At 53.6% G+C, this 4843-nt stretch carries 1 protein-coding gene and 1 pseudogene; one reads left to right on the top strand and one right to left on the bottom strand.

The features are described from left to right. The coding region (locus OB13_RS06010) for a translocation/assembly module TamB domain-containing protein (RefSeq protein ID WP_461489246.1) at positions 1–4433 on the bottom strand (4433 nt) is incomplete at its 3' end. Between the two features lie 66 nt (positions 4434–4499). On the opposite strand from OB13_RS06010, the pseudogene OB13_RS06005 reads away from it, so the two are divergent. Continuing rightward, positions 4500–4843 (top strand): annotated as a pseudogene (locus OB13_RS06005) (tRNA (adenosine(37)-N6)-threonylcarbamoyltransferase complex transferase subunit TsaD); the annotation flags it as partial.

Genomic DNA, 4843 nt, shown 5'->3' with positions numbered 1-4843 from the left:
CCGAATAGCTCACTGAAGCTATCGAAACGCTTGGTGTGCAGTAAGCTCACACGTTGCGTATTGGTGACCCGGGTGCCTCCATACGTATCCGGAACGGTGTTATACTCCAGTCGCCCGCGCAATTCGCCGCTTTTAGAAATATAGTACTCGATGGACCAGTTGCCCTGGTAAGAGGAGTTCCGGTTGCTACCCGTCGTCGTGGTAGTGCCTCCGCCTATACCTGTCTCGCTGCTGACACGCAGGCGCCCCTGGAAGAAAGAGTAACTGAGCCTCAGCTGAAGCGTTGAGAGGGCTTCCTGGCTGATGCCATCCAGGCCGATATCAATTTCGAGGTTGCTGTCGATGGAGTTCAGCAAGCCGCTCAACTGGCCGGTGAGCAAGCTTCCCAGGCTACCACCCACGGCGGTTGCGCCGGCATTGTCCACGCCGAAGGTACCGATCTGGGTCAGCCGGCGAAGCACCAGTAGGCTGAACACCTGCCGGTTGATCTCATTCTCATCGTTGCGGATGGAGTTCAGGAAAGGCTCCAAGATCAGCTCTGCCCGGGAGGTCAGGCCGTCAAAGTTCAGGTCAAGTTTGATTTCGGGCGTCAGAATAGGTCCCTTCAGATCGATCACGGCAGTGACCGGGACTCGTCCCAATCCTGTGCCCAAATTGTTGTCCATGCCCGCATCAGCAGATTTTGGTACCAGGTCATCAATGGAAGTGTTCTGGGTATAGGTGGCCCGTATATCCATCACGCCATCCAGAGGGTCGCCGTTCCAGGAGAGTGTTCCGCCTGGTGTCACCTGGAACTCGCGCGAAACTACCCCCTCCAGCAGGTTGAGATTATAGGCCCCTTTGGCTATTTCAAAGTTGCCGAACATGTTAAACTCTCCCCGGGTATCGATGGTCATTTTGATCTCCCCGCTACCGGATCCCCGGATCACGTCACCCGTCTGCCTGTCAATGATGATCTCAAAATAGGCGTCATCGGTTACGTCCAGGTTGAAGTTCATGTTGATGCCCGATAGGTCCACGTGCTGTTCTTCTACGGCTACGGCTATACCTGTGCTGTCGGAGGTGTTGCGGTTCACAAACCGGATAAAGTCTTTGCGGGCCAGGTCGGTCTGGTTGTCGAGCGGTATCACGAGGCGGGTATTAGCGTCGCTCCGGGCATCTACCTCTATCTTGAGGTTGTTGACCGGGCCAAGGATCGTGGCGGTACCTGTGCCGAAGGCCGTGCCGTAGTACAATTCGTTCTGCTCATACGTGGTATTGAGCACCATCAGGTTCCGGAAGCGGGCGCTCATGTCCAGCACCATATTCTGAAAGCCATCGTGCGCTATACCTCCGGTGACATACCCGCTGTTGCCATACAGGTCCCGTAACTGGGCATTGCGGAAGCTGATGCTGTTGGCCCCAAAGTATACCCTGTCAGTGAAGCGGTAAGTGGTACCCAGGTAATCGAACCTGAACTGCCCGCCCGTCACCATCACAGAACCCGTTAGGATAGGGGCGGTCAGGCGGCCCAGTACCCGGATACGCCCTTCCATGGTACCCTCCATTTGCGACATGATCGGCTTCAGCAGCGGCTCTACTATCTTAATATGCGTCTCATCCATCACGGCCAGCATATCCAGTTGCTCTTCTTCTGCCCGCGGGTAGTAATTTCCACTCAGGGTAAGTACTTTTTTATTGTTCCTGTTGATGTCTACATCCACTGCCATCTGCTGCTGCGCATTCAGCCATTCCCCTTTCCCGTTGATGTCTCCTATCAGGACATCATCCATGTAAAAAGAGTCCACACGCATGGTCGCATTGAGCAGGGCATTGTTGTAAATGTCTTGGGCAGACAATTCCGCATTCAGCGTTCCCCGGATGGTTTGCTTCATAAGCGAGTTGAGGTTGCGGAGGTCGAAATTCTGGACACTGGCCTTTACGGTGCTGGCCGGGTCCTGCCCGATGGCTCCATCAATCCGGATGATCTGGTTCTGGTTGGAGAGGATGAATTCTTCAAAGTCAAAGCGCTTGCCGCCTTCGCTGAGATAGACCATACTGCCGGGAGAAAAGGCCCAGGGTGTTTCGCGGAGGGTAATGTTGGATCGGTCGAATACTATCTGTAGCCGGTCCTGCAGAAAATTAATGTTGCCAGCTACAGTCGCCTGGTTGTTCTGAGAAGGCTGCAGCAGACTGGTATAAAAGCCAATAGTCCGCTCGCTCCAGATACCCTCCAGGAGCAAGCGCTCCGTTTCCCCTACCGAGGGCAGATTCTGTTTATCAGAGGTAAATAAAGCACTGGCCAGTACTTCCGGGCTGTTCTGTATCTTGGAGGTAGTGAGTTCGATGTCATTCTGGTAAAGGGCCAGGTTGTCATACAGGATGGTGTCGATGGCCGCGTACGAGGTTAGAATTACGGTATTGCCATGCCGGAAGGTCCCTTCCAGTTTAGAGAAATCGGATATGGTAAGCTTCGGCACCACCAGCTGCAGCAGCGGGTTGACGCGCCGCAGGTATAGGTCGTAGTTGAGGCTGTACTCTGCCCGGGCAGACATCCGTTTGCGGTTATAATAGGCCCGCGTTACGTCATCGTTGCTCTCAAAATTGAGTTTATACTCCTGTACCAGCTGTTTGAGGTCAGCCAGTAGCACCGAATAGTCAAAATTACCGTTGACGAGCAGGGCTATCGCGTCGGAGCGGAGGCGGAGGCTGCGGTGGCCTTCCCCGATTACGGACTCGATCTGGATGGTATCCAGTGCCACCTTTTGCCCTTCGTAGACAACGGTTGCGCTGTCAAACCGGGCGGTACCTTCAAAATCGTCTAGGCGCAAGCCACGGAAGTTGAGATCTGCATTCGCCTGAATAACAACTGACTTATCGGTCAGCCGAAGTGCCTGCAGGTCGATCTTCTGCAGGTCCGCCCGCATATTGAAGGCCTGTTTGCTCCGGTCCAGACTTACCTCGCCGTCAGCCGCGAATACAAGATTCGGATCTGCAATGGAGACTTTGCCCACATATTTCTGCCGGCTGAGGGTACCGTCTGTTTTGATGTTCCGGTAGTTGTAGTCCAGCAGGTGCAGCTGGGCAATGTCTGCTTTTATCTCCAGGCGGGCATCCTCCAGCGTAAAGCCGGAACCCACCACATTGCCGTTCATGGTAATGGTCTTGACAAGATCTGTGTTGCCTACCAGCCGGCCCAGGTTAAAGTTTTCTGTTTTGAGACGGCCGCGGTAAGAAGAAGCCCGGGTATTCTTGTCGATCTTCATGTTGATATCCGACTCCAGTTGGCCCAGCGCGGTGCCAAAACTGGCATTCGCCACAAAGTCGTTGTAAAACCCGAGGAACCTGCCATCTACTTTCACCGTCCCGAGGCGGGCGGCGATGGTATAGGCATCCTTGGGCAGGAATTGTTTCAGGTCTTCGGCGCTGAGCGTGGAAGGGCGCAGGCGTATGTTGGCAAAGGTCTCGCCCCAGTTGGGCAGGCCGTCCACATCGAGGGTGCCGACCACGTGCGTGTTCCGGCCATACCGGATGTCCACGTTGCGGGCTCTGAACTCAGCCACACGTCCTTCTACCTCCGCGGATGCGATGTAGGCGTTCTCGTCGTATTCCCGCAACTGGGGCGCAAAAGTGGCAATGTCTTTAGAGAAAAGCTCCGTATCCTTCAGGTTGGCTGTGACCGTGACACTATCTATAAAAGAAGTGAAGTTGCCAAAGCGGCTGTAGTCGAAGCGCACATATTCCTGCAGATTGCTTTTGTTTACTTGCAGGTCCAGTTCATCCCATTCCCAGAAAGTAGGGGCATAGGCCATGCGTACATCGAGGTGGTGCAGGCGGGTATCAGAAACTTTTTCATACGCCGTCAGATCCGTCACGCGAACCTTCAGTGTATCGCCGGGCTCAAACTCCGTGAAGCGGCCTGAAATCTTGCGGATGTCCAGGTGGAAGTAATCCATCCCGTACTCCGACCGGGGTTTGTTGAAATCGTCGAAGGTAAAGGTGCCGTTCCGGAGAATCAGCTCATCGATAGAAAAATTGAAAGGCTGGGACGTTTTGGTGGTGTCTTTTTTGATCAGCTTACCCATAGATGCGATAAAGGACGTCAGGTTGAGCGAGTCGGTGCCTTCGTACTTTACCAGTTTGGCCCGTGGGTCCTGCAGCTCCAGCGTAGCGATCGTGAGGCTGTTGGGGTTGAAAATTGAAAAGAGGCTGATGTCTGCCTTAGCTTGTCCTACATAGAACATTTCCTTGCCCCGGTAGTCGGACACCCGGACCTGATCCAGTACCACCTTGCTGAAGAACTCAATGTCGACCCGGCCGATGGTCACCTCATGGTCGATGGTTTGGGAGATATACGCTGCGGCCTCCCGGGCCACCCTGGTTTGCACGCCCGGGTAGCGTATAGCCACGAAAACCACGCCAAAAACTACCAAAAGGAGTATGATTAAGGCCAAAGCTATTTTTAGAATAGCTTTTCCTATAACTTTGAAGTAATTTATTGACTGTTCTTTTTCCAAAAGATGACTGAACCTACGATTTTAGCGATCGAATCTTCGTGCGATGAGACCTCTGCAGCCGTAATCAGCGGTGGCAAAGTGCTCTCTAATATAATTGCCACTCAGGCCGTACACGAACAATATGGCGGTGTCGTACCTGAACTGGCCTCGCGCGCCCACCAACAAAATATTATTCCGGTTGTGTCGCAGGCCTTGCGTACAGCAAATGTAACTAAAAATGAGTTAAGTGCTGTAGCTTTTACCCGTGGCCCGGGACTATTAGGTGCACTGCTGGTTGGCTGCTCCTTTGCCAAGTCGTTTGCGCTGGGGCTTAACATCCCGCTGATCGAGGTAAACCACATGCAGGC

This window comes from Pontibacter sp. HJ8, from assembly GCF_054824225.1.
The sequence above is the reverse complement of the archived record's forward strand: the minus strand, read 5'-3'. Positions and strand labels throughout refer to the sequence as shown.